The following is a 22,380-nucleotide window of genomic DNA, read 5'->3' as shown; positions in this document are numbered from 1 at the left end:
ATAAAACTGGTTTCTAGCAATGCTTTCAAAATAGCTTGACATAAAAACCTGATTTAGGGGTTACAAAGGTGAGATGCTCCCGATGGGCTGTGGGGTGTGAGGAGACCAATTCGTGGGCGTTGCGGGGGGAGAGTAAATAACAGCAATCTCCTGAATTCAGAAGTCAAAATTGAGACTTCCGAATTCTAACTTCTGACTTCCACAGCATCGGTATCAACGGTATTGGTTGGGGAAGAAACTTCAGTTTGATGATTTACTCTCCCGGGACGGCGAGTGCGATAATCAAGAACTAATCGCGATAATTCCGTGGTTAAAAGGGTGAGGACAATACCATCATCGATCCAACCAATAATCGGGAAAATGTCAGGAGAAATATCGAGGGGGCTAAAAAGATAAACCATAGTTCCCAGAATGATAATCCAACGATATTTAGGGTGAGTAATTTTGCTGCTGTACCAGTTGTAAAAAGATTCAACAATCGGTTTCATTAATTTGTCCTCGTTGACTGCGATAGTTTAATTTTGTCAGGTTCCCCTTGGGGCTGATAGTGCGGTTTTACACCCATTATGTAGGGTTATCCCCGCTAATTATCCACTAAAAAAGCCCAGAAGAAAATTCACCTTTAGGGATGAACCTGAAATATTATTACTGGATGCTTAAGAGGGGAGATAGTGGCATCTTTATCACCTATAATAGGCGATGACAAACTAATCAATTATCTGCCAGTTTAAGGATGGAAACCCTCTTTCATCTAGTTACTTTTGCCTTTGTCTTCGCTTTGGGTGCCTCGGTGGGCAGTTTTTTAAACGTGGTCATCTATAGATTACCTCAGGGGATATCTCTAGTTTATCCCCCTTCCCACTGTCCGAAATGTCACCATAGGTTGGGGAAAAGCGAGAATATACCCGTTTTCGGCTGGTTATGGCTAGGGGGTCGCTGTCGCTGGTGTAGAACCCCGATTTCTGTCCGTTATCCAGCGATCGAAACTTTTACTGGTTTATTATTTTGTCTGGTTTTAGGAGATTTTAGCTTTTCTTGGCAGACCCTCGGCTATTGGATTCTCCTCAGTTGGTTATTAGCTTTAGCTTTGATTGATTTTGACACGATGACGCTTCCTAACTCCCTCACCCAATCGGGATTAGTTTTAGGGATAGTTTTTCAGACTCTTTTAGGTTGGCAAAATAATCAAAGTGTTGTCTATCTTTTTTCAGCGATCGCTAGTGCGGTTTTAGGAGTCTGGTTATTTGATCTAATCCGGTGGGGGGGGAGTTTTGCTCTCGGACAACAGGCCATGGGGGGAGGAGATGCGAAATTAGCGGCCATGATCGGTGCTTGGTTAGGATGGCAAGCATTATTAGTCACCGCTTTTCTGGCCTGCGCTATTGGGGCAGGGATCGGTATTATGGGCATTTTTCTTGGTAAAATGGGGAAAAAACAAGCTATACCCTTTGGGCCATTTCTTGCCCTCGGCGCTCTGATGAGTGTCTTTTGGAGTGATAAGATCATCTCAGCCTATCAAACCATTTTTTTCCCTTTGTTGTAAAAAAGTTATCCTGTAATTAAATCTTGATACAATAGTCTTCCGTGTCTTGGATCACCATTAGAACAACCCCCAGTCTAGGGTAAGCCGATTGGCTGCAGGAAATGCTCAAAGCTCACGACATCCCCAGTCGCGTTATCGCTATTGGCCCTGGTATTTATTGCGGCCAGGGTCATCAGTCCGCTCTACAAGTACGTCCCCAAGATCGCTGGACAGCACTTTTGTTATTAAGTCCTCTAGAAGAAAGTCGATAAATTATCTTTATTTTAAACTATGTCTCTATTTGATTGGTTTGCAAATCGCCAAAAAACAGAACCCAAGGTTCAACAACAACAGGAGCGGGAAATAGCCGACGGTTTATGGACAAAATGCCCCAATTGCGGCGTTTTGGCCTATACGAAGGATTTATTAGCTAATCAACTGGTGTGTCTCGATTGCGGTCATCATAATCGGGTGGAAAGTGAAGAAAGAATTCGCCAGTTAGTGGATGCTAATACTTGGAATTCCCTTGATGAACAGATTCGACCGACGGATCCGCTCAAATTTCGCGATCGGAAAAGTTATAGCGATCGCCTGCGAGAAACCCAAGAAAAAACTGGTCTGACGGATGCTGTCCGGACAGGAACGGGGACAATCGACGGTTTACCCTTAGCTTTAGGGGTGATGGACTTCCGTTTTATGGGGGGTAGCATGGGATCGGTGGTGGGAGAAAAACTCTGTCGTTTGACGGAACGAGCTACCGATGAAAGTTTACCCCTGGTGATCATCTGCGCTTCCGGCGGGGCGAGAATGCAGGAGGGAATGTTAAGTTTAATGCAGATGGCCAAGATTTCTGGCGCTCTTAACCGGCATCGGGAAGCAAAGTTACTTTATATTCCCGTCTTGACTAATCCCACCACGGGAGGAGTCACGGCCAGTTTTGCCATGTTGGGAGATATTATTATTGCTGAACCAAAGGCTACTATCGGTTTTGCTGGTAAACGGGTAATTGAACAGACTTTGCGCGAGAAATTGCCGGAAGGTTTCCAAACATCGGAATACTTGTTAAAACACGGGTTTGTCGATGCGATCGTTCCCCGTACCCATCTCAAGAAAACCCTCGCTCAATTAATTAGTTTACATCAGCTCTTTTTCCCCTTGTTATCCCCCCTCAACAGTCATCATCAATACAGTCAACCGGAGTTAATCCCCCTGAAAACAGCCCAGGGACAAACAACAGTTTAACTGTTCTAAGACGGCTCTGGAGTTGCCAGCCCGAGCATTTGTACTAAAATTTTCCCGATCAGCAGTTTAAATGTAGTACACACCACACTTAGCTAGGTTGACAGCGATCGCAAAGTCCAAAAAATTCGAGAGTATGGTAATAAACCTTGAATTGGTGGGATTTTTCGAGTTTTTCTTCCAATTCATGAACGGGACACTCATTAAAGACGATAGACCGACCGCAATGAATACAGGTAAGATGGTGTTGATCCTGCTGAACGGAACTGTAGAGGGATTCTCCTGTGGCTAGGGTTCTCACCTGCACTGCACCCTGTAATTTTAGGGATTCTAGGGCGCGGTAAACAGTGGCTAACCCCATGTTTTGGTCACGCTGACGGAGTTCCACAAACAATTCCTGAGCGGATACTGCCCGATTTAAGGTTTTGAGTAAGTGGATAATGCGCTCTTGCGATCGGGTGCGTTGGGATTTCATATCAAAAAGGTCAGCGATCAAAGTTAATTCTATGCCAAAAAATTATCAGTGCTTTATTTATGTTACCCTGCGCCCTTCGGTTCTCGATCCGGCGGGTACAGCGGTAGAGTCGGGATTAAAGCAATTAGGTTATGATACTGTGGCCGGGGTGCGAATTGGTAAGTATATTGAGCTTACCGTGACAGCAGCAGACGAAACCAGCGCCCGCGAACAATTGGATCAAATGTGCGATCAACTATTGGCTAATCCTGTAATTGAAAATTATCGCTTTGATTTGCATTGTCAGTAGATAGAAGTCAGAAGACGGGAGGTAGGGCAAATAATTAAAATTTATCTGTCACCTTCTGCTAAAAAACTTAACCAAGTTAAAAATTATGAAGTTTGGGATTATTGTTTTCCCCGGATCGAATTGCGATCGAGATGTGGCAACGGTGACAGAGGGTATTTTTCAGCAACCCACCCGCTATATTTGGCATCAAGAGACGGATCTAGGGGATGTGGATGTGATTGTGGTGCCGGGGGGATTTAGTTACGGCGATTATTTGCGCTGTGGTGCGATCGCTCGATTTTCGCCAGCGATGAAAACTGTCCGAGAAGAAGCCGAAAAAGGTAAATTAGTTTTAGGCATCTGTAACGGTTTTCAGGTATTAACGGAAATTGGGCTGCTACCTGGTGCGTTAATTCGTAATCGCGATTTACATTTTATTTGCGATCGAGTGCCGGTAAAAGTGGAAAATAATCAATCTGTCTGGACGCGGGGTTATCAACCGCAACAGGTGCTTAATTTGCCGATTGCTCACGGGGAAGGGCGTTATTATGCCGCAGAAGATACGTTAAAATCTCTAGAGGATAACGGACAAATTCTCTTTCGTTACTGTACTCCCACAGGAGAGGTAAATGAGTCAGGAAATCCTAACGGATCGTTAAATAATATTGCAGGAATTACCAATAAAGCAGGAAATGTGCTAGGAATGATGCCTCATCCCGAACGGGCTGCCGATCCGCTGCTCAATTTGACCGATGGTAGTTTGTTATTTCGGGAGATAACAGGTAATTGTGCTGTTTTGATGTGAGGAATGTTGACATCCTCGCCGCCGTAAAACGGACGGCGATTCCCAAACCTCACGATTTGGGTTTCTGCTTCTTTCCCGAAGGATTTTTCGCACCTGCCTTAACAGATTTACTCTGTTCTGGTCTTATGGTCGCTCTACAGACTGACACCGCAAGCCCTGCGGCCAAAATATTTTTACTGGCGTTAATATCTCGGTCATGGTGTGTCCCACAGATTGGACAGTCCCACTGTCGAACATTTAACGGCATTTTCTCAGCAATATACCCGCAATTACTACACCTTTTAGAACTGGGAAACCATCTATCTATTTCGATGTAATTTCTTCCGTACCAAAGGCATTTATAGGCTAATTGTCGAGTGATTTCTCCCCAACTAACGTCAGATATTGCCTGAGATAACTTGGGGTTTTTGACCATATTCTTAACGGCTAAATTCTCAACCACAATCGTTTGGTTTTCACGAACTAATTGAGTGGTTAGCTTATGTAGATGGTCTTTTCTACTATCGGTGATTTGAGCGTGAATTCTGGCTACTTTGATTCTTGCTTTTTCCCGATTTTTTGAGCCTTTCTGTTTTCTAGAAAGATTTTTTTGCGCTTTTCGCAGTCTCCGATAATGCTTTTTAAAGTGCTTAGGATTAGATACTTTATCGCCATCGCTGGTAATCACAAGGCTACTAATTCCTAAGTCAATTCCGATGGCTTTATCTGTTACTGGTAATGGCTTAATCGTTGGGTCATCAAATCTAATTGAGATATGCCAGCGTCCAGAAGGATGTAATCTGACTGTTACTGTGCTTGGTTCACAGCTTTCTGGTATTTGTCGTGACCACCGAATAGGTAGAGGTTCTGTGCATTTAGCTAAATAGATTTGTCTGTCTTTAAATTTAAAAGCAGACTTAGTAAATTCGGCACTTCCTCCTTGATGTTTTTTCTTAAAGTTAGGATACTTAGTACGACCAGCAAAGAAGTTAGTGAAAGCTGTTTGTAAATGTCTTAACCCTTGTTGTAAAGGTACACAGCTTACTTCATTGAGAAAGTTTAATTCTTCTTGTTTTTTCCAATCGGTTAGCATTGAAGAAGTTTGAACATATCCTACTCTTTCTTGTCTTTCGTACCATGCTTGTGTTCTGAGATGGAGAGCTTTATTGTAAACTAATCTTACACAGCCCAAAGTGCGCCGCAATAGCGACTCTTGTTCGGGTGTGGGGTAAAATCGAAACGAATAGGCTTTTTCCATACCTCACATTTTAGCATATATTTTGTAAATGCGCTAATATTTAACAGCAAAGCCAACCTAAAACGGCGGGGTTTCAGACCCAAATTTTCGATGATAAGTAGTCGTGCAAAATTAATTTCTTGGTTAGGATAGGCAAAAGGCAATAGGCAAAAGCTTTATCGAAATGTGTAATTAATTTTGCTTAGGTACTTAATGAGTCGCCAAAAAGCTCTAGACTACAATTTTGGCAATAATTGGTCGTAGGATTGGATCATTCTTTCGTAAGTAAAGCGAGTGGCATTGATAAAACCTTTTTGCCTCAAATCTTCCAGGCGATCGGGAGCGAGAAGATTTTCTGCAATAATAGTAGCGGCAGCCTCGTGTTCGGTGGGATCGAAATACACTGCCGCATCGTCAGCGATAACAGTCATGGGGAGACGATTGGAGGTAAAGACGGGACAACCACAGGATTGAGCTTCAATCACGGGAACACCGAATCCTTCCTGAAAGGAGGGAAAAATTAAAGCAGTTGCTAGGCAATAAAAGGCGCGTAAGTCATCATCAGAGACGGTTCCTAATTCGATTACTTGTGCGGACAAGTTATTCTGATTAACAAATTCTCGCATATCTGGCAGCAAAAGTTTTCCCATCAGGATTAATCGGCAATTTTCCAGACCAGAGAAAGTGATTAACCTCTTGAATATTTTCAGCAATCCCAATCGATTTTTATACCATTGGCGGCCTCCGACATGAATTAGCCAAGGATAATCACGGTTGATATTAAATTTGCCCACCAGAGCTACTGCTGCTGCTTTTGTCATCGGACTGTATCCCTGATTCAAGCAATCCTCAATTACTTCCGTTTGTTCGGGAGCAATTTTAGTTAAACGGAGAACATCGGCACGAGTAGCTTCGGAAGAACAGACAACATATTTAGCCTGTTTTAATCCTCGCAAAATCATCGCCTGATACTGTTTTCCCGTCCAACTGGTGGGATTTTCAGGAATTTCTCCTAGGGCGGAACGGATGGCCAGCAGATCATGACAGATGATAAAATATTTGCGATCTTTTAGATAGGGAGTTAAATAGGATAAAGCTTGATCACAAATGCAGACGATATCAGCCCAATCAAGCTGCTGACGTAACTGCACTGGGAAAATAATTAACTTATCGATGTACCCTAACCACTTGCCGATGCCCTGGGGAGAAGGCTTCAGTTGACCGAAAATAGGCTGTGCTTGCACTCGCCGAATTTCGTGTCCTTTTTGTCTGAGTCCTTTCTCCACTAAACCGACAAAACGATTAATACTAATCTGCCGATCGTTGACGTAATTTCCTACTATTAAAACTTTCATGATTAGGCTCCAAAAAATCAATTTTTATAGCGGTAAAACCCTCTAACAGTCTCGAGGGAAATTTCGGGGTTAAGAAATAATATTAGTCCTGCAAAATTTCCTCGTATCTTTGTCCCGCTCGCTCCCAGGTGTACTCCGATTCCACCATCGCCCGGCCATTATGGGACAGTTGTTCTCGCACAGAAGGATCATCGAACAACCTAGAGATCGCTGCAACGTACTCAGCAACACTATTAGCCCGCAGCGCCCTAGGGGGAATTCCCGCTGCTGCCACCGTTAAACCCTCTAAACCGCGATCGCTGGCGACAATCGGAATCCCCGCGGCCATGGATTCTAGAGTTTTAGTCTTGATTCCCAATCCCACCCGCAGGGGAACCACACAAACGGTTCCTCGGTGTAAATATTCCACTGTCGAGGGAACGGTTCCCGTCACCCTCACACCGGGATACTTGGCCAGTTCGAGAACTTCCGGTGCTGGGTTGGCCCCCACTAGGGTTAAAGTGGTGTCGGGATATCGCTGTTGAATGACTGGCAGGACTTCTAAAACAAAAAAACGGGCGGCATCGATATTATGGGTGGAACTCATGGCACCGACAAAGACCAATTTATGACCGCCGGGATCCCGAGGACGATAGGGAAACAGGGCTAAATCCACGCCATTAGGCACGATATCCACCCGTGCATCCGGGAGGATTTTTAATAATTGTTCGCGATCATAATCGGTAGTGGCCACCAATTGCGAAAACTTGGCACAGTAACGTTTTTCGTACTGATAGAGTAGGGGCAGATAGAGAAAATCCCGCAGGGGATAGGTGGAGGCTCCTCTATCCAAATGATTGCGTGTCCAACCGTACACGGAACTGTGAATATCTACTACGGTTTTGACTCGCTGACGGTATTCTGGCCGGATAAAAATCTCGCTGATACTCTGAGCGCAGATAATTACATCACATTTTTGCTGCTCGACGTATTCATCTATTCGCTCTTGAATTAGCGGCGAACGATAACTAAGAACACTAGCAGGGGTCATCTGTACTATTGCCTCCAGAAAGCGCCCTGTTTGACCGATTAGTTTTGTCAGTCCCTTGCCTGGTTCGGGAATTTCCTGGGGCGGAAATAAGACAAGATGATTGGTAAAGGTTTTTAATTCTTCGATCTGAGTTTCCGTGACATTTTCTACCCGACGAGCAAACAGGGTGACATCGTGGTTTTGGTGAAGACATTTGATCAGGTTAAAAGTTCTCCCCTCCGTTGCCCCGCGACTAGGTGGATAGGGAAAGTTATTGCAAAAAAGGACTAATATTCTCATAATTCTGGTTCGGCAGCGGTTTTTGACAATAATTCTACCGTTTCCTTTAGTTGGCTATATACGGGAATCTCAACTGGGTATTTCTCGATCTCCCCAAAAGTGACTTTTCCTCGCCCTGTTAAGAGTAATACGGGCTGACAACCAGCTTCTAGGGCGCATTCTAGATCACTGGGCGCATCGCCGATGAACAACGAGCCGGCTAAGTCAATTCCGTATTGCTGGGCGGCTGTCAGCAGCAGATAGGGGGAGGGTTTGCGGCAGGGACAACCTTCGTCGGGATGGTGCGGGCAGATGGCAAGATCGTGAAAATGCACGCCCAATTGTCGGTATTCCTCAATCATACGCCCGTGAATCGCCGCCAAATCGTCCCAAGTGAAATAGCCCCTAGCAAGTCCCGATTGATTGGTGATGATGATCAGCAGATAACCCGCATCCTGCCACTGTTTTAAGGCAGCCGCTGCCCCGGCGGGAATGCTCACCTGTTCTGGTTTACTCAGATAGGGAATATAGTCAATAACTACCCCATCTCGATCGAGAAATAAGGCTTTGTTCTTTTTTGCTCTATCTTCGCTTTCGCGGTCAGAATTGCCAAGATGTGGCGGAGACGGGTATTTCTGGTGGCCGTCATTGACGGAAATTGCGGGGAAAGGATTCATTATGTGGGACTTTTTCGAGTCGGGGACTAGAATTCTCAGTTCTTCTGTCAGAGACGAGAGCTTGAACCGATGGACAGACAAAATTCGAGGGATTGTCGCGATTTGTGCTAGTTTTCTCGGCTAAATTGCTTCTCTTTACTATCTAGATGTCAGGGTATAGCAATCAGGGCATATTATACGCCGTCAGGCCTTTGGGCTTTTGATTATATCGGCGGTATTGTCAGGAATTGTTAACATTTTTGTCCAGCCAAACAAAAGGCCAAGACTGGCAAAGGTTGAACCCCCGCTCAGAAATCCCTCGTCTCGGCCAGAATAGATCAAAAGTTTATTCACAAACAAAACAAATTGTGCTAGGGTTGGGGCGTTTGTGGTATATTCCCAGAATAACTGGCAAAAAATCACTCTTTTGACTTGATCGCTCTAGGTTTTTCTAGAACTATCATTGGCCTGTTTTTCTTGTCCCGTGATCAATTCTACCGTGCTAGGGGTTTTATACCCAATTAATGGAGAGCGATTCTCGTCTTTTGATACTATTCAATATAATGACAGAATGATTGAGAGTTAAATTTATTCAACTAATAAAAATTGGAAAATCAAACCTATGCCAATGGTGGAAAAATCAAACAAAAAATTGGATAGTTTCCAGAGTGATCCGTCTCTGTCAATTTTAATCAAGACTGAATTGGAGGAAGCTTATGTCCTGAAAAAAAACCTACTAACCGAGACAAAATATCTAGAAAAAATCCAAGAGATTTGCCAAGTATGTATCAATGCTTATCGCAATAACCACAAAGTATTAGTGGCTGGTAATGGAGGCAGTGCCGCCGATGCTATCCATTTTGGCGGTGAGCTGCACGGCCGATTTCTGAAAGAAAGACAGTCTTTGCCAGTTCGCGTCCTCAATAGCGATATCGCCAGTTTAACAGCGATTGCCAACGATTATGGCTACGAATATATTTTTAGCCGCCAGATAGAAGCGGAAGGAAACCCTGGCGATGTGTTTATCGGTATTTCCACTTCGGGAAATTCCGCTAATATCCATCAAGCTCTCAAAGTTTGTCAAGTAAAAGGTCTCACTAGCATCGGTTTAACTGGGGCGAAGGGATTAGCTCTAGAGCAAAAAACCGATTATTGTTTGATGATTCCTAGTACCAGTACCCCGCGCATTCAAGAAGGTCATGGTTTTGTTCTCCATACTATTTGTTTAGCGATCGAAGAAGCGCTCTTTCCTAACTAAAATCTCCTAGCAAAAAATCAACCTAAACAGCCTACCTATGATCATCAGAACCAAAGCTCCTTTAAGATTAGGTTTAGGTGGTGGTGGCACCGATGTGGAGCCCTACTGTAGTCTTTATGGGGGTTACGTTCTCAACGCTACTATCGATCTCTATGCCTACTGTACAGTCACGGAAATTACTGACAAACAAGTCATTTTTGTTGCCGCCGATCGAGGAGAACAACAAATAGAAACCCTCCAGTTTCCTCTCCTCTATAACGGCGTTCTCGATCTGCATAAAGCGGTCTATAATCGTTTGATTAAAGACTTTAATCAAGGGCAACCTTTGCCGCTGCAAATCACTACCTTTTCCGATGCGCCGGCTGGTTCGGGATTAGGTTCTTCTTCTACCCTAGCGGTAGCCATGGTTAAAGCCTTTGTGGAACTGTTAAAATTACCCCTAGGTGAGTATGATATCGCCCATTTAGCCTACGAGATCGAACGAATTGATCTAAGCTGGTTAGGGGGCAAACAGGATCAGTACGCTGCCACTTTTGGCGGTTTTAATTTTATGGAATTTTATGAACAAGATCGAGTCATAGTTAATCCTTTGCGGATTAAAAATTGGGTGATCAATGAATTGGAAGTCTCTCTGATCCTCTACTATACAGGCATTTCTCGCTACTCATCTCAAGTAATTGAGGATCAAATTCAGAATGTCCAAGAAAAAAATGAACAAGCGATCGCCGCTACCCATCAACTCAAAAAAGAGGCAATTCTCTTTAAAGAAGCACTGCTTAAATCAGATTTTATGGGGATAGCAGAAATTCTGAGAACTTCTTGGGAAGCGAAAAAGAAATTATCCAAATTAATTAGTAATCCGCAGATTGATCGCATTTATCGGGTAGCTAGGGAAACCGGGGCCTATTCAGGCAAAATATCAGGAGCTGGTGGCGGTGGTTTTATTATCTTTATGGTCGATCCTACCAAGAAAATCGAAGTAATAAAAGCTTTGAAATCAGAAGGAGGCCAAGTGATTAATTTTCATTTTACCAAATACGGAACCCAAGCATGGACATTATAGCAAACCAAGCATCAACGGGGAAGGATTATCCCTGTAACCCTAAAAATAGTTTTTAAAAGATTGGCAATAATTCAAATTTTTGAGGTGTATCTATGGATGTAATTATTCTGGCGGGTGGGTTAGGAACCAGGTTGCGATCGGTGATCAACAGTTTACCAAAACCCATGGCTCCCGTTGCCGACAGACCTTTTTTAGAATATCTATTAGATTACTTAATATCTCAAAAAATTACCAACAAATTTTTAGTTTCTGTGGGCTATGAACATCAAAAAATTATCGATCATTTTGGTTATAAATACAAGGAATACGAGCTAACTTATTTGATAGAAGATACACCCTTGGGAACTGGAGGAGCAATCCGGTTGGCACTCAATAAAATTGAAACCGAACAAGCATTAATTGTTAACGGAGATACCTTGTTTAATGTCAATTTATCCGCCTTAATTAATTTACATAGTCAAAAGAAATCCCTGATAACTGTTGCTCTGAAGCCCCTAACTGACTTTGATCGTTATAATAATGTTCTGCTAGACGATGACCAAAAAATTATCGGGTTTGAATCCAAAAAATATCAAGATAAGGGCTATATTAATGGCGGCATATATTGTGCAGGGAAAAACATATTATCCAGCTTTGATCTGCCATCAAAATTTTCTTTTGAGGACGACTTTCTCAAAGTTTATACCGAGAAAATTCCCATGTATGGCTTGATTTCTGACGAATATTTTATTGACATAGGCATTCCCCAAGATTACAATAAGAGTCAACAAGAATTACCATCTCTCATCTGAAAAGTATTTTTTTGAGAGAGTCTTGGTAGTCACCTAAGTTCAGCAAATTTGTGTTGGTATCGTCAAATTATTTCTCAATAAATTCACCAGAGATGCTTGCTAGTTTCAATCAACCGATATTATCTATTGTTAGCCCGACCATCGGAAATTTTTCCGAATATTGGTTACAACAACTTTTATCCGTGCAGGGAAATGTAGAATTTATTTTAGTTTACCCTCCTGGCACAACTGCGGCCTTCATAGCTGACCCACGAGTAAAAATTTTATACAGTCTCTACAAAGGAGAAACACCTCAAAGAGCCTTCGGTTTAATGAACGCCACGGGTCAGTATATACTGGCTTTAGATGATGATGACTTCGTGCATCCGGATGTTGTATCCCTAACTCTTGAATACTTTGAGAAATTTCCTCAGAGTTGGATGCTGCGTTTGTTTAAAGAAAAAATAAACTACTTAGATGAAGAAAAAATTAAAAGACCTTGGCAGCAATTGCCATCTCTTGAGCAATTTAGGATTGCCAGAAAAAGAGAAGATTCCTATCAGGATTTGATAGAGGTTCCCATTGCTCCTCTAGAAAATCATTTTGATATAAAAGTTGCTCTCTGGCCCTACGCTAAGAGAAAAGACATTCATGGAAGTCATGTGGAACCTTTTAATAATACCATTTGGAAAAGTCCAGCAGTTAAAGAAGCTCTCACAGAAATGTTTCAAGGGACAAGAATGGCGGAACTTTTAACTTGGTTGCCTCTTTGGGGATTAGATAGGGCAATCGGACTATATATTCAAGCTAAATTTTTTCAAACAGGTGCTTGTATTGGTCATTGGATGCCCGAACCTGGTCAAATCAGATATATTGTTAGGCCTTATTCCTTAAAAACAGTGCGATTGTTAGTGTTGGTAGAGATGTTGTTAGTGAAACAATTTCCCCAGTATGGCTACTTTTGGAATCTATTTTTTGAAGAATTTTACAACGGTGTGAAAATTAAAATTAGGCAAATATTTAAAAAGCTAAATTAAGGTTAACAGCTAAAAAATAGGAAGCAAGTCTTAATACTTACTTCCTTGACAGATTACAGATAGACTGATATTTCATACCTCTTTACCCAAGCGAGAACGAATAAAGATTCGCGGCACATTTAAGATGTTGGGAATAACGAGATTCCACATATATCCGTATTGGGGAAAACGTCTGATTAAGTAAAGTTCAGAAAGTACACCATAACGATTAAATCGTATGTATTCAGGTGGATTATTTTCAATACGAATTTGTTCTGGCATCGGTAAGAGATGACCAATAATTTTGCCTTTTCCTTGCTCAAAAAACTTCGCTTGTATAGCTAGTCCCAAAACTCGATCAAGACACCAAAAGGGAATATACTTAAACGGACCCATAAAAGGCATTAACCCCACCAGATCCTTCAGGGTTTCCTGTGCTATAGAAGTTTTCCAAACCTTCTTGTCAAAATTCTCTGTATGCGGACCTCGATGATCTCTTCTTCCTCTAAAAATACACATTACGTCAAATTTATTATCGATAGGAGTAATGGGAATTTCCAATAGGTAGTTGCCTTGTTCGTATAGCTTAGAGTTACCTTGAGACCTACCACAAACTTCTAGTTTTTCGATCGGTTTTGGTGAAAGCCAAGGAGCTTCTAGAATTTCTTTTTTACCAAATTCAACATCTTTCCGGCTAAGTCTCATGACCCAACTATCAGGAAATCGGGAAAAGTATTGACGGCTAATTTCTGAAATGTCGGGATTGATATACTCATCACAATTAATTGTCAATGTATAGGGAGCGGTAGCATTGATCAAACCTGTGGCACGTTGAATAATTTCTCCCCGCAAGGGACTGACTATTTGCTGTACCCTAGGGTCGGAAGTGGGATACTTAGGGGCTCCCGGTGGATGAACCAAGATAAATTCTACTTCTCCCTTGACCTCGGTCAGCGCATTAAACCAGTGGTCAGCGAATCCTTCTCTAGTGGGAATAACAATTGATAGGCTTGGTGTTGACACCTTGTCCATGATAAAAAAATTTTTTCTCTATTTTTTGATGCCATTGTATCATAGTTCTCTGGCAACAAGGAAAATTTCTGGAAGATCAGAAGGCTGAGAGATCAAGAGTGGGAATTCAAGAGAAATAAAATCGATATTCAACTTGTTTACCATCCTAAAAACTGATTTCTAGGTTTTTTAACCCACATTCCGCACCTTCAACTGTCACATAAGCTATCCCCCTCCAGAGACTTGAGTAAAAATACTTAGCTGGTGAAGGTTTTCTCGGCACCAGCTAGGGGGGTCTTGAAACCCCTAATTATGAAAAAATAGGAATTGTTGGAAAACTGAGACGAGTGGACTGTTCGACCAGGAATCAATCAACAGAAATTGAAGTCAAAAATCTAGACCATCTGGGATTAGTAGCCGGAATTATCGATGAAATAGGAATCGTTGAAATTATCAACGAACAAGTCTCAATTGAGCGAGGAGAAATTGTCACAGCGGGGCAAGTCGTCAAAGCAATTATCCTGAACGGATTGGGATTTGTCTCCCGGGCCTTGTATTTATTTCCTCAATTTTTTGAAGATAAAGGAACCGAACATCGCTACGCGAGATCGTTCTACATCTTTCCATTCAATTGTACCGATCGCATAATCTTGTTGCAATCGTCTGAGTCTTCTCCTACCCCGATGAAGGTTACTATTCCTGACGCGAACTCGGTCGGGTAGAATACGAAAACCGAGGAAACTAGCACCGTATTTAGTGGCAAAAAGTTGACTTTTGGTCGCAACGCGCTCGCTACGCGAGATCGGGTGAATTTTCAGCTAATTCTTTCATTGCCTTAATAAAATTTAACATTAACGCCATTTTCTCAAAAAAATCGACCCGCCTAAGGGCGGGAAAGAAAAGAAAAAAGAAAAAATAGGGAATGAGGGTAAAAAGGGAAAAAAAGGGAAAAAGGGTTACAGAGTCCTCCCAGCACCGCACACCACCCGAAAACCGAAGCTGTTGTCGAGGTCGCGGCGGAAGTTGAAGTCGCGGTAAGCGGAACGACAGTCATCCGGATAGTTGGACCAAGAACCGCCCCGCAGAGAAGAATGATTATTATTCCCATTTTCTGTCCAGACACTGCCATCCGTCGGCGCACCATCATAATTATCATGCCAAGTATCGGCGCACCATTCCCAGACATTGCCGTGCATATCGTACAGTCCGAAGGCATTGGGGGGAAATTGTCCCACGGGAGTTGTTTCGCTTCGATATTCTCCCTTCGCTTCCTCGGCGTAGGTTTTGCTGGCATCGTAGTTGGCCAATTCCCCCGTAATGGTTTCCCCAAAGTAGAATGGGGTGGTGGTTCCAGCACGACAAGCGTACTCCCATTCCGCCTCACTCGGTAGTCGATACTCCCGTTTTGTTTCTCTTGATAGTCGTTTACAAAATTCCGTTGCTTGATACCAGTTGACACTTTCTACGGGTAGCTCATCCCCTTTGAAGTTAGAAGGGTTTGTCTCTAGGTCGATGTCTATTTTAGCGGTTGCAGCGATCGCTCTCCACTGTTCCTGGGTGATGGAATACTTGCCCATAAAGAAGGGTGGGACAGTTACTTCATGTTGTGGTCTTTCCTTTCTAAATCCTTCCCAATTAAATTTTTTAACCAGTCTTTCGATTTCCTCGTCTTCTGTTCCCATCGTGAATGTACCCCCCGGGATGGCGACCATTTCTAGGGTGATGCCGTTGCCCAAATCTTGGGCGAAATATTGGGACTGCTTCGACTCTTTTTTGATTTGCTCACCCTTCGCATTTACTCCCAGGATCTCAAAGTTAAATACCTTGAGTCCAGTTTCTTGAGAAGGTTTAGGGGTCGATGACCTATTTCCCTCGGACCCCGTGACGTATTCGCGACCCGTAGCAGGAATCGAAGACCACGGTCGCCGTCGTTCGATCGCCCTTTGCCGGATCGATTGTGACTGTCTTAGAGCGATGCGCTTGATAGCTTCGATCGCATCTAAATCGCCACGAGATGCTCCTAAGACACGAATCCATAACTGTTCAGCTAAGTCAAGGTCGCCCCTATTTTCTGCTAAGGAAGCTTGATACTTTAGGGGTTGCACGTCCCTAAGCGTGGCAACTTGTTCTAACAAAATAAAATAGAGCTTGTGGGGCGGTTCTGCTTTCAGATAGGGATTCTGTCTCGGTTTCCCATATCTAGCGTTAGTTTGCTCGACTTGACGGCGCAGATATTCGTCTAGACGCTCGACCGTAGCACAATTGGCTTCTCCTTGCCGCCGTAATCCTTCCAGCAGCGTATGAGTAAATGAGCCTTGTTGTAACTCATCGATCTCCCAAGATTGCTGATTGGCAGTACAGGAATAAAAGGTTATGACTCCCTGATGCTCCTCCTCTCCAATGCCCAGACCGCCTCGGCTGTCTTCATCTCGACAGGCATCTAACAATAGTACGACGTTATCCGCCCCAGACCGCCGCAGCCGCTCGGTGACATAATCCACCGATACAGCCGTTTCTCTTACATTGCCCGGATCACTATCCGGCAGCATCAGATAGTCTTTGTCTTGATAGCGCCTGCCATGACCAGCAAAGAAAAACCAGAGATTGTCTCCAGACTTAAGCAGGGGAGTCTCGAACTGCTTCTGAAGAAACCGCTTGAGACGACCGTGGGTTAGCTGCGTGGGAATGGGGGGACTAGCAGGAATGGGTGGAGAATCTTCGGTAAAGAGAAATATCCCACTGCGATCGAATCCTCCCTCCCCTTCACACCAAGCTTTGATCGCTTCCGCGTCTTTCTTGGCGTATTTCAGCGGCTTGAGGTTGTCATACTCGTTGATGCCGATCGCTATCACCCAGTTTTTAGCCATCTTTTCTCTTGAACTTAAATGTCATCGCTCCTTTACCTCCTGCTTTGCCCCCGATCCCAAACAGGCTAACTTGTCCTTCCCCATTAATTTCTACAGACAGTTCCACTTCATCGAGCCGGATTTTAGTGCCTGGAGGATCGGCTTCATCGAGCATTTCCCGCATCGCTTTGAGAAAGCCCTGCATTTCTAGCTTCAGTTTGGACACATCCACTTGACTTCTTTCGGTGGCCGCAACTTCGGGCGATCTTTTCTGTTCACCGATCTGTCCCCCGATATCACTGCTACTTCTAGCGCCGGTGGGCGTTTTTTGAAGATCATCACCCGTAATAATCCATATTTTGCTGGGAGTCGCAATATCTTCGGTCATTGTGTTGATTTCCCCTAAATGTTATTTCACTTGCCTTTAACCAAACTTTCTAATTCCATTATCTTTCTCTCAACCTCCGCCATCCTCTGACTCAACGGTACAGTCTCGGCACAGCCCAAGTAAGCAGCATTGCCGAAGGCACTCGCTACGCGAGATCGCACTGACAATCACATCCGTCTTGGACGTGCCAACCCGCTCGACGTACTGGTTGAGTTCGGCGAGGAGAGGTGGGGGAATTCGGACGGCGATTTGTGGTTTGCCCATAACAATTACATTTCTTCTCCCGCCATGCTACCAAACGCATGACCAAGTATCACCTTTCCAGTCATTTTTCTTAACGAACGACCGAACAGCGAGCTACCTTCGAGTACCATCCTAAAGTTATTCGCTAGAAACAATACAGGACAAAAGTTACAGAAAAATTTAAAAACCTTTCCTTAAAAAATTAAGCGAACCATGAATAAAAAATTCTCCTTAGCCCAAAAGTATTCAGCAACAATTTCAGCTTTAACTTGGGATTTTTCTATAGATTTACCAAAAAAGAATTGTGTTACATTTTGTCATATTCTTCTGGCTCTCTATCTGAAACTTTAGCTAATGCTTGTTGAAACTTCTCCCAACTTCCCTGTTGTGCTTTTTCTTCTAGATAATCTTTAGTCATCCAAGAGGATATTTGGGCAGATAAAGCCATTGTTACCAGTTGCTCTACTGGTATGTTTTGTTTATTGGCTAAGGTTTCAATTTGTTGATATAAAACATCTGGAATGTTGGTGCTTAGTTTCATGGTTTGATTTCTCCTAGTAATCGTAAAAATTGTTTGGGTGTTAAAATAAAAATGCCGAATTTTTCAATAGGTTGTAGGTCTCTTTGATTGTAACTGATTATAAAATTAGCTTGACATTTGAGAGCTAAGTCTATAGAACTCTTGCAAATTAATTATATGTTATAATGACGGGTTAACTAATTTTCCCCAAAAAATTAGTTAATCAGTACATTCGTCCTGAATGAAAACTTGAAGTTTAACTTTTAACTCAAAACTCTTTAGAGCTGCTTTAATTTGGTTATCAAAACCTCTTTATTTAAGCGGCACAAACTATCTCAATTATAAAAATTGAGAATAAATTCTCCTTGACTTAATTAATCTTTAGGCAACTTTTAAGAAGCTGCTATACCTATCCCTAACTCACAGTTATAAATAGCCGCCAACAAGTTAACTCTTAAACTATATCTTCGACGACGATTCCGATATTTACAGGATAAGATTTTAAAGGTTTTGAGTTTCCTATTTATATGTTCAATGATAATCCTTTCTTTGGCTAAAGCCTTGTTATACTCTTTTTCTAACTCTGTTAATTTTCTATTTTTCGGTTTCTTTTTCGGTGTATAACTATTACTATGGTATGCAGCTATTCCCTGATAACCACTGTCTTCTATGCTGGTAGTTAAAGGATGAAAACGAACTCGACTTTTTTTAAATAAACTAAAATCATGACCTCTACCTTTCCCACAAAAGACACAGATAATTTCCTCTGTATTTTGATCAGCTACTAATTGGGATTTTAAAGTATGATAACCTCTTTTACCCGAAAAAAAATCTTTCTGTTTCTTTTGGGGGCGTTCAATGGGAGTTTCCGTTACATCCATTACCGTTACGACCGGTATCTCTGCTTGATTGAGTAAAGCTTTTTTTCCTTTTAAACGGAAGTTTCCCGATTGTAAAAGCATTTTTTCCGTCTTATTTACAATCCGACATATAGTTGATTCTGATAGTTCCCAGCTTGTACCAATGTGAAAATATGTTCTATATTCTCGCCAATATTCTAACGTTACTAAAACTTGTTCTTCTATAGATAGTTTAGGTTTCGGTCCCATTTTAGATGGTGAATTAGAGTCGGCTTCAACACTTTTTACTGATTCTACCATCTTTCTATATGTTTGTTTATACACACCGATTTTATTCTTTTTTCCACTTCAATCTAAGAATTGAGAAAAAAGCAAAACCTTATGTTATACCATAAAAAAATTATGCAAGAGGTCTATTCTCAACAAGCACTGTTTATTGAGAATTACTGGGGGAACCCTGAAATTTTCGGCTTAGTTGCCGGCAGCTTGCCGCCAACTCACTCCTCTAGATAAGTATTTTGACTCACGCTCCTTCCTCTTTTGAGACGTTGTGACACTTAGGGTGCGGAATGTGGGTTGTTGGGTAAGACTTTTAGACCTTTTTGAAATCCAAAAGTGCCAGGCGTGGGAGTGATCAGGGGGAAAATTCAGGTACTTTTTCCCCGAAAATTAGGTAATTGACCCCCTGAAAATGGGTAAAACCCTACACCCCACACCCCACGAGAAACTTTTTGCCGCAAACCCCAATCACATCGCGTAAAATGGTAGCGCCTCCGACCAATGGGGGCGTTTTCCCGTTTGCCAATCCAAATGGGCTAAATCGAGGATAGCGGGGGCATTTATGCCTAAATAGTTGGGTGTAGGTAATCTTTGATAGGAAATAGTTAAGTTTTCTAAGGTCTGCTGCCATTGTTCCAAAGTCATCAGGCTATCAGCTAAATAAACCCGATTACCCCGATAGATGCCCACATACAATTGTCCCCTAGTGGCGGGCATTTCTAGGGCTAGATAGGTATCAAGGGGATAAAAATCCCGTTGTGACCAAGCAAAGGCCGCTAAACTGGAGACGGTAAAAATCGGTAGCTGTAATTGTTGTGCTAGGGTTCTAGCGGTGACTATACCGATGCGGGTACTGGTAAAGCTACCCGGACCCCTAGCAGTGGCGAGAAAGGCTAAATCTGCCCATTTTTGCGGGGCTAGGAACTGTTTTAGATAGGGGTGGAATAGGTTCGATAAGTCCCTGTCTAAGTCCCAAGTTTGTTGACGACTATCATCCCTGAAATTAGAGAGGGCCAGTCCCAGTTGGGGACTGCTGGTATGCAAAGCTAATCCATAGACAGGGGAATACAAGTCGATCTTTCTGTATCAGTAAGTTTTTATGGGTCGCCTGGGATTCGAACCCAAGACCAATCGGTTAAAAGCCGAGTGCTCTACCGCTGAGCTAGCGACCCGTTTCGTGTTCTGCACACGATTCATCAATATAACATCTTATCGAGGCTAAGTCAAGGGGTAATTTAAATTTGATTGACTCGCATTTCCACGATCGCCTCGCGGCTGCTCTGGGGTTCTAGGTAGGTCAAATGTTCGCCTGTGTTAAGGGCGTTGCGGGGAGCGCTCCAAGGTTCGAGACAGATATAATTTTTATCTTTCAGAGTCCAAAAAACTATAGTTGTATAGAGATCGTCGTAACTGAGGACAATTTGGCGCTGATGATAAGAATCACTAAAACTACTTTGATGGCGCGTAATTTGCGGAAAAGCGGCATCAATTTCTTCGAGATTAAAGTCAAAGTTACCAGAGTAGGAATGGAAGGTTTTCGTGCGTTGGTCGAGGTATTGGGAGGAGGGAATATCAAAGGACAATCGGGTTTTATCGGTGACTTGAAAATAGGGATGAAATCCGATAGAAAAGGGCATTTTTTCGGGGGAAAGATTGATTACTTTTTGGTGAATTCTGAGGCTGTTTCCTTGCAGTTGATAGGTAAAGATTAATTGAAAATCAAAGGGATAGACTTGACGAGTGGCTTCATTACTGTTTAATTCTAGGGTTAAACTAGCGGCGGTTTCGCTGCTTTGTTTGCTGACTTGCCAAGGTAAATCACGAGCAAATCCGTGTTGTTTGAGGCTATAGTTTCGGCCTTGGTATTGATAGGTATTATCGGGTAAGTTGCCGCAGATAGGAAATAAAATCGGGACTCCTCCGCGGACGCTGAGGTTAGGATCTTTGAATCTTTCTCTGTCCAGATAGAAAATATCTTCTCCGCAAATTTGCCAACGGGTGATGATTCCTCCTCTAGCGGGAACCACTTCCAGATAAGCGTCAGCCTCTTCATCCTTGAGACAATAGGTAAGGTATTGATTTTGGTTTTGAGTGATCGTAAAAGTCATATCAGTTATCAGTTATCAGTTACCAGTGATCAGTTACCAGTGAATATCATCGTTCTTCGGTAGTTTGAAAGCTGAGATAGACTAGCTTGAGATGAAAATTTGAGTAAGAAAATAGGCAATGGCGGCACTACCAACGGGTACAGTGAGATTATCTATACCCAGTTTCGAGAAAGTTTCTAGAATAGTAGCTCCGATCGCTGTCAATAAAGATACTAGAATAATTGGCGGATTAATGCCATTAACAAAAGATAAAATAATCAAGCTGACTAGAAAGCTGACTCCTAACATAGTCAGGGAACCTTCCAGACTTTTGCCACTGCCGAAAATTTTGTAGGGATGTTGACCGAAATTTTGTCCGACTAGGGCTGCTAATCCGTCTCCTAAAGCCATAATTAAAATACCCATTGCTGCGTATTCGGGGTGAGAAATTGGCCAAAAATAAGCCACAAGAACACCGATACTAACAGCATAAAAAAAAGTTCCCCAACTGCGGCGACCAACACTATTAAGACTGGGCAAAATGGGGAAAAAATAGGATAGGATAGCAATAATTGCCGCTAGGATGGCCGCACTTATTCCCACCCAAGCGGGGATATTTAACCACCAGGCAAAAAGGATGACGTTTCCTGTGCCAATGTGGACAACTTTGCGGGTAATTTCGCCATCGGTACTGAAAACACTTTTTAATTTTTCAGCGATCAGAATCAGAACAGCTAGGTAACAGGCGACTAAACTGATCGAAAATAGGAGAGGGTGGGATAGTTCCACGTGGCAAAAGCGAAAATTGACTATCTATTTAGTTTAGGCGATCGAGGTGACATTGATGAAAGGAATTTTTATTGGCTTAATTGAGGGATATAGACGGTTTATTTCGCCACTATTTCCCCCTTCCTGTCGTTTTCAACCCACCTGTTCCCAGTATGCCATAGAAGCGATCGATCGCTTTGGTGTGCTACGGGGTTCTTGGTTAGCAATTAAGCGTATTCTCCGTTGTCATCCCTTTCACCCCGGAGGTTACGATCCTGTGCCTCCCTGTAGCCACAAGCACGATTAAAAGCCACAGCAGTTATCTCAATGGGGAGATAAGAAGTTTTCGTTTTGGGGATTCAGGAGTCAGGATTCAGGAGTCAATAGCAAACTAGGTTATACTTCATCTTTAGGGTAAAGTCTGTAAAACTCTTGATATTTTTAGAC

The 22,380-nt window shown here is 42.8% G+C and carries 25 protein-coding genes, 1 tRNA gene and 1 pseudogene; 11 read left to right on the top strand and 16 right to left on the bottom strand.

The annotated features are described in order from the left end of the window. Positions 1-185: 185 nt before the first annotated feature. Positions 186-488, bottom strand: coding sequence for a YkvA family protein (locus ACQY1X_RS06245; RefSeq protein WP_430014193.1), 303 nt, complete (start codon positions 486-488; stop codon positions 186-188). A gap of 245 nt (positions 489-733) precedes the next feature. On the opposite strand from ACQY1X_RS06245, the gene ACQY1X_RS06240 reads away from it, so the two are divergent. From ACQY1X_RS06240 to accD, 3 genes are all read left to right on the top strand, one after another. Continuing rightward, positions 734-1,543, top strand: coding sequence for a prepilin peptidase (locus ACQY1X_RS06240; RefSeq protein ID WP_430014192.1), 810 nt, complete (start codon positions 734-736; stop codon positions 1,541-1,543). 101 nt (positions 1,544-1,644) lie between these two features. Next, positions 1,645-1,794 (top strand): hypothetical protein, encoded by a 150-nt coding sequence (locus ACQY1X_RS06235; protein WP_002753920.1) that lies wholly within the window; start codon positions 1,645-1,647, stop codon positions 1,792-1,794. A 19-nt stretch (positions 1,795-1,813) separates the two neighbouring features. Next, the gene (accD, locus tag ACQY1X_RS06230) at positions 1,814-2,764 is read left to right on the top strand and encodes an acetyl-CoA carboxylase, carboxyltransferase subunit beta (protein ID WP_002734108.1); all 951 of its coding nucleotides are present in this window, start codon (positions 1,814-1,816) and stop codon (positions 2,762-2,764) included. An 88-nt stretch (positions 2,765-2,852) separates the two neighbouring features. Here the strand turns inward: accD and ACQY1X_RS06225 are convergent, their stop codons facing one another. After that, a complete protein-coding gene (locus tag ACQY1X_RS06225; protein WP_002734059.1) occupies positions 2,853-3,236 on the bottom strand; it encodes a Fur family transcriptional regulator in 384 nt (127 codons plus the stop codon). A 31-nt stretch (positions 3,237-3,267) separates the two neighbouring features. On the opposite strand from ACQY1X_RS06225, the gene purS reads away from it, so the two are divergent. Both purS and purQ read left to right on the top strand, forming a co-directional pair. Next, positions 3,268-3,525 carry a phosphoribosylformylglycinamidine synthase subunit PurS gene (purS, locus tag ACQY1X_RS06220; protein ID WP_002732994.1) on the top strand — a complete coding sequence of 86 codons (258 nt, stop codon included), beginning with the start codon at positions 3,268-3,270 and terminating at the stop codon, positions 3,523-3,525. 85 nt (positions 3,526-3,610) lie between these two features. Next, complete coding sequence (gene purQ / locus ACQY1X_RS06215) at positions 3,611-4,309, top strand: phosphoribosylformylglycinamidine synthase subunit PurQ (RefSeq protein ID WP_002732490.1); 699 nt, start codon at positions 3,611-3,613, stop codon at positions 4,307-4,309. A 49-nt stretch (positions 4,310-4,358) separates the two neighbouring features. Here the strand turns inward: purQ and ACQY1X_RS06210 are convergent, their stop codons facing one another. The 4 genes from ACQY1X_RS06210 to ACQY1X_RS06195 all read right to left on the bottom strand — a co-directional run bounded on the left by ACQY1X_RS06210 (position 4,359) and on the right by ACQY1X_RS06195 (position 8,845). Further along, the gene (locus tag ACQY1X_RS06210) at positions 4,359-5,546 is read right to left on the bottom strand and encodes an RNA-guided endonuclease InsQ/TnpB family protein (protein ID WP_430015490.1); all 1,188 of its coding nucleotides are present in this window, start codon (positions 5,544-5,546) and stop codon (positions 4,359-4,361) included. Positions 5,547-5,761: 215 nt separating this feature from the next. Then, positions 5,762-6,880, bottom strand: a complete 1,119-nt coding sequence (locus ACQY1X_RS06205; protein WP_002794615.1) for a glycosyltransferase family 4 protein — start codon at positions 6,878-6,880, stop codon at positions 5,762-5,764. A gap of 82 nt (positions 6,881-6,962) precedes the next feature. Beyond that, positions 6,963-8,189 (bottom strand): glycosyltransferase family 4 protein, encoded by a 1,227-nt coding sequence (locus ACQY1X_RS06200; protein WP_103111310.1) that lies wholly within the window; start codon positions 8,187-8,189, stop codon positions 6,963-6,965. Further along, complete coding sequence (locus ACQY1X_RS06195; RefSeq protein ID WP_002777674.1) at positions 8,186-8,845, bottom strand: D-glycero-alpha-D-manno-heptose-1,7-bisphosphate 7-phosphatase; 660 nt, start codon at positions 8,843-8,845, stop codon at positions 8,186-8,188. The genes ACQY1X_RS06200 and ACQY1X_RS06195 overlap by 4 nt, the downstream gene beginning before the upstream one ends. A 601-nt stretch (positions 8,846-9,446) precedes the next feature. Here ACQY1X_RS06195 and ACQY1X_RS06190 point away from each other — a divergent pair. The 4 genes from ACQY1X_RS06190 to ACQY1X_RS06175 all read left to right on the top strand — a co-directional run bounded on the left by ACQY1X_RS06190 (position 9,447) and on the right by ACQY1X_RS06175 (position 12,952). Then, positions 9,447-10,082, top strand: coding sequence for a D-sedoheptulose-7-phosphate isomerase (locus ACQY1X_RS06190; protein ID WP_002732320.1), 636 nt, complete (start codon positions 9,447-9,449; stop codon positions 10,080-10,082). 37 nt (positions 10,083-10,119) lie between these two features. After that, a complete protein-coding gene (locus ACQY1X_RS06185; RefSeq protein ID WP_123230218.1) occupies positions 10,120-11,145 on the top strand; it encodes a dehydrogenase in 1,026 nt (341 codons plus the stop codon). 92 nt (positions 11,146-11,237) lie between these two features. Then, entirely contained in the window at positions 11,238-11,936 is a 699-nt protein-coding gene (locus ACQY1X_RS06180; RefSeq protein ID WP_002777672.1) for a nucleotidyltransferase family protein, read from the top strand. A 92-nt stretch (positions 11,937-12,028) separates the two neighbouring features. Further along, complete coding sequence (locus ACQY1X_RS06175) at positions 12,029-12,952, top strand: glycosyltransferase (RefSeq protein ID WP_430014188.1); 924 nt, start codon at positions 12,029-12,031, stop codon at positions 12,950-12,952. 72 nt (positions 12,953-13,024) lie between these two features. Here ACQY1X_RS06175 and ACQY1X_RS06170 read toward each other — a convergent pair whose 3' ends face one another. Then, positions 13,025-13,963 (bottom strand): hypothetical protein, encoded by a 939-nt coding sequence (locus ACQY1X_RS06170; RefSeq protein ID WP_002753938.1) that lies wholly within the window; start codon positions 13,961-13,963, stop codon positions 13,025-13,027. Positions 13,964-14,289: 326 nt separating this feature from the next. Here ACQY1X_RS06170 and ACQY1X_RS06165 point away from each other — a divergent pair. After that, positions 14,290-14,538, top strand: a pseudogene (locus tag ACQY1X_RS06165) (DUF4277 domain-containing protein); the annotation flags it as partial. A 360-nt stretch (positions 14,539-14,898) separates the two neighbouring features. Here the strand turns inward: ACQY1X_RS06165 and ACQY1X_RS06160 are convergent. From ACQY1X_RS06160 to ACQY1X_RS06120, 9 genes are all read right to left on the bottom strand, one after another. Continuing rightward, on the bottom strand, positions 14,899-16,809 hold the full coding sequence (locus ACQY1X_RS06160; RefSeq protein ID WP_430015489.1) for an SUMF1/EgtB/PvdO family nonheme iron enzyme: 1,911 nt from the start codon (positions 16,807-16,809) through the stop codon (positions 14,899-14,901). Beyond that, entirely contained in the window at positions 16,802-17,176 is a 375-nt protein-coding gene (locus ACQY1X_RS06155) for a Pepco domain-containing protein (RefSeq protein ID WP_430015488.1), read from the bottom strand. The genes ACQY1X_RS06160 and ACQY1X_RS06155 overlap by 8 nt, the downstream gene beginning before the upstream one ends. Positions 17,177-17,321: 145 nt before the next feature. Next, positions 17,322-17,480: a hypothetical protein gene (locus ACQY1X_RS06150; protein ID WP_430015487.1), complete on the bottom strand. Its 159-nt coding sequence runs from the start codon at positions 17,478-17,480 to the stop codon at positions 17,322-17,324. 246 nt (positions 17,481-17,726) lie between these two features. Next, entirely contained in the window at positions 17,727-17,960 is a 234-nt protein-coding gene (locus ACQY1X_RS06145; protein WP_069475514.1) for a hypothetical protein, read from the bottom strand. Between the two features lie 371 nt (positions 17,961-18,331). Next, on the bottom strand, positions 18,332-19,129 hold the full coding sequence (locus ACQY1X_RS06140) for an IS5 family transposase (RefSeq protein WP_430014649.1): 798 nt from the start codon (positions 19,127-19,129) through the stop codon (positions 18,332-18,334). Between the two features lie 417 nt (positions 19,130-19,546). After that, the gene (gene tsaB / locus ACQY1X_RS06135; protein ID WP_430015486.1) at positions 19,547-20,149 is read right to left on the bottom strand and encodes a tRNA (adenosine(37)-N6)-threonylcarbamoyltransferase complex dimerization subunit type 1 TsaB; all 603 of its coding nucleotides are present in this window, start codon (positions 20,147-20,149) and stop codon (positions 19,547-19,549) included. Between the two features lie 29 nt (positions 20,150-20,178). Continuing rightward, positions 20,179-20,250, bottom strand: a tRNA-Lys gene (locus ACQY1X_RS06130). A 63-nt stretch (positions 20,251-20,313) separates the two neighbouring features. Further along, positions 20,314-21,186, bottom strand: a complete 873-nt coding sequence (locus tag ACQY1X_RS06125; RefSeq protein ID WP_430015485.1) for an aldose epimerase — start codon at positions 21,184-21,186, stop codon at positions 20,314-20,316. An 81-nt stretch (positions 21,187-21,267) separates the two neighbouring features. Further along, a complete protein-coding gene (locus ACQY1X_RS06120; RefSeq protein WP_016516894.1) occupies positions 21,268-21,954 on the bottom strand; it encodes a diacylglycerol/polyprenol kinase family protein in 687 nt (228 codons plus the stop codon). Positions 21,955-22,009: 55 nt separating this feature from the next. Between ACQY1X_RS06120 and yidD the strand changes: the two genes are divergently transcribed. Next, on the top strand, positions 22,010-22,240 hold the full coding sequence (gene yidD / locus ACQY1X_RS06115) for a membrane protein insertion efficiency factor YidD (protein WP_002732315.1): 231 nt from the start codon (positions 22,010-22,012) through the stop codon (positions 22,238-22,240). Positions 22,241-22,380: the final 140 nt, after the last annotated feature.

This window comes from Microcystis protocystis FBCC-A270, assembly GCF_050500235.1.
In the GTDB taxonomy this organism is placed as follows: domain Bacteria; phylum Cyanobacteriota; class Cyanobacteriia; order Cyanobacteriales; family Microcystaceae; genus Microcystis; species Microcystis ichthyoblabe_A.
This window is presented reverse-complemented; position numbering and strand designations above follow the sequence as displayed.

What these genes read in the sequence shown, in the direction of transcription:
- ACQY1X_RS06245 (WP_430014193.1), bottom strand. Translation starts at nt 488, where the DNA reads ATGAAACCGATTGTTGAATCTTTTTACAACTGGTACAGCAGCAAAATT.
- purQ (WP_002732490.1), top strand. Translation starts at nt 3,611, where the DNA reads ATGAAGTTTGGGATTATTGTTTTCCCCGGATCGAATTGCGATCGAGAT.
- ACQY1X_RS06155 (WP_430015488.1), bottom strand. Translation starts at nt 17,176, where the DNA reads ATGACCGAAGATATTGCGACTCCCAGCAAAATATGGATTATTACGGGT.
- yidD (WP_002732315.1), top strand. Translation starts at nt 22,010, where the DNA reads ATGAAAGGAATTTTTATTGGCTTAATTGAGGGATATAGACGGTTTATT.
- ACQY1X_RS06180 (WP_002777672.1), top strand. Translation starts at nt 11,238, where the DNA reads ATGGATGTAATTATTCTGGCGGGTGGGTTAGGAACCAGGTTGCGATCG.
- ACQY1X_RS06145 (WP_069475514.1), bottom strand. Translation starts at nt 17,960, where the DNA reads ATGAAACTAAGCACCAACATTCCAGATGTTTTATATCAACAAATTGAA.
- ACQY1X_RS06235 (WP_002753920.1), top strand. Translation starts at nt 1,645, where the DNA reads ATGCTCAAAGCTCACGACATCCCCAGTCGCGTTATCGCTATTGGCCCT.
- ACQY1X_RS06240 (WP_430014192.1), top strand. Translation starts at nt 734, where the DNA reads ATGGAAACCCTCTTTCATCTAGTTACTTTTGCCTTTGTCTTCGCTTTG.
- ACQY1X_RS06125 (WP_430015485.1), bottom strand. Translation starts at nt 21,186, where the DNA reads ATGACTTTTACGATCACTCAAAACCAAAATCAATACCTTACCTATTGT.
- ACQY1X_RS06225 (WP_002734059.1), bottom strand. Translation starts at nt 3,236, where the DNA reads ATGAAATCCCAACGCACCCGATCGCAAGAGCGCATTATCCACTTACTC.
- purS (WP_002732994.1), top strand. Translation starts at nt 3,268, where the DNA reads ATGCCAAAAAATTATCAGTGCTTTATTTATGTTACCCTGCGCCCTTCG.
- accD (WP_002734108.1), top strand. Translation starts at nt 1,814, where the DNA reads ATGTCTCTATTTGATTGGTTTGCAAATCGCCAAAAAACAGAACCCAAG.
- ACQY1X_RS06190 (WP_002732320.1), top strand. Translation starts at nt 9,447, where the DNA reads ATGCCAATGGTGGAAAAATCAAACAAAAAATTGGATAGTTTCCAGAGT.
- ACQY1X_RS06185 (WP_123230218.1), top strand. Translation starts at nt 10,120, where the DNA reads ATGATCATCAGAACCAAAGCTCCTTTAAGATTAGGTTTAGGTGGTGGT.
- ACQY1X_RS06205 (WP_002794615.1), bottom strand. Translation starts at nt 6,880, where the DNA reads ATGAAAGTTTTAATAGTAGGAAATTACGTCAACGATCGGCAGATTAGT.
- ACQY1X_RS06170 (WP_002753938.1), bottom strand. Translation starts at nt 13,963, where the DNA reads ATGGACAAGGTGTCAACACCAAGCCTATCAATTGTTATTCCCACTAGA.
- ACQY1X_RS06200 (WP_103111310.1), bottom strand. Translation starts at nt 8,189, where the DNA reads ATGAGAATATTAGTCCTTTTTTGCAATAACTTTCCCTATCCACCTAGT.
- ACQY1X_RS06210 (WP_430015490.1), bottom strand. Translation starts at nt 5,546, where the DNA reads ATGGAAAAAGCCTATTCGTTTCGATTTTACCCCACACCCGAACAAGAG.
- ACQY1X_RS06150 (WP_430015487.1), bottom strand. Translation starts at nt 17,480, where the DNA reads ATGCGTTTGGTAGCATGGCGGGAGAAGAAATGTAATTGTTATGGGCAA.
- ACQY1X_RS06160 (WP_430015489.1), bottom strand. Translation starts at nt 16,809, where the DNA reads ATGGCTAAAAACTGGGTGATAGCGATCGGCATCAACGAGTATGACAAC.
- ACQY1X_RS06175 (WP_430014188.1), top strand. Translation starts at nt 12,029, where the DNA reads ATGCTTGCTAGTTTCAATCAACCGATATTATCTATTGTTAGCCCGACC.
- ACQY1X_RS06195 (WP_002777674.1), bottom strand. Translation starts at nt 8,845, where the DNA reads ATGAATCCTTTCCCCGCAATTTCCGTCAATGACGGCCACCAGAAATAC.